At 56.9% G+C, this 1054-nt stretch carries 1 pseudogene; it reads left to right on the forward strand.

Annotated elements, in window-relative coordinates:
• The first annotated feature begins 74 nt into the window (after positions 1–74).
• Positions 75–1017 (forward strand): annotated as a pseudogene (locus tag IEX53_RS23605) (IS630 family transposase).
• Positions 1018–1054: the final 37 nt, after the last annotated feature.

The raw sequence follows: 1054 nt of genomic DNA on the forward strand, positions 1-1054 counted from the left end.
TTATGAATCACTGAAAAGCTGATTTGGAAATCCTCAGGAAATGTATTCTCAAATGACGACACGCCCTAGAAATGATGACGCGACCCCTTTCTCTTGATTTGCGCCGGCGGATTGCAAACGCGTTGGCGGAAGGTATGACCGTGCGGGCAGTTGCCCAGCGCTTTGGGATATCGGCGGCCACGGCAGTCCGGATCGGTCAGCGTGTCCGATCAGGCCGTGGTTTGGCGCCAGCCAAAGTGGGTGGCCATGTCAAACCTACCTTACGCGACGCGGCTGCTGATGCGGTGCGTGCCCGGCTGGCGGTCAAATCCGATTGGACAGTGCGGGCTCTTGCGTCCGACTTTGCGGGCTGCAGGCATTCAGGTCTCTCACGACACCGTTTGGCGTTTCCTGCGCCGTGAAGGCAAAACATTTAAAAAAACACTGGTCGCCAGCGAACAGGACCGAACGAAAGTGGCGCGATTTCGGGCAAGCTGGAAGACCCATCAGCATCGGGTTGATCCGCGCCGGCTGGTGTTCGTGGATGAAACCTGGGTCAAAACCAACATGAACCCGAACCCACGGCTGGTATGAGCGCGGCCATCCACTAATTGCCAAAGTACCGCACGGCCACTGGAAGACCTGACCTTCCTTGCCGGCTTGCGCCACGACCGCATCGTTGCTCCCTTTGTACTCGACGGACCGATCAATGCGGTGGCCTTCACTGCATGGGTCGAGCAATGCCTGGTGCCAACCCTCGAGCCCGGCGACATCGTTATCCTCGATAATCTCGGCAGCCATAAGGGAATGCCTGCCCGCAAAGCCATTCGCGATGCAGGCGCCCGCTTGTTCTTCCTGCCGCCCTACAGTCCCGATCTCAATCCCATCGAGATGATGTTCGCCAAACTCAAGGCCCTCGTACGCAAAGCCGACGAGCGGAGCGTCGAAGCTACATGGCGACGCGTCGGTGAAGTGCTAAAGGCATTTACCCACAATGAATGCGCCGCATATCTAAGAGTCAGTCCGACGACTTTATGATTGATTACAAAGTCTTCTTGTCATGAGGCGGATGGAT

It is taken from the genome of Paramesorhizobium endophyticum, assembly GCF_014640615.1.
Classification (GTDB): domain Bacteria; phylum Pseudomonadota; class Alphaproteobacteria; order Rhizobiales; family Rhizobiaceae; genus Paramesorhizobium; species Paramesorhizobium endophyticum.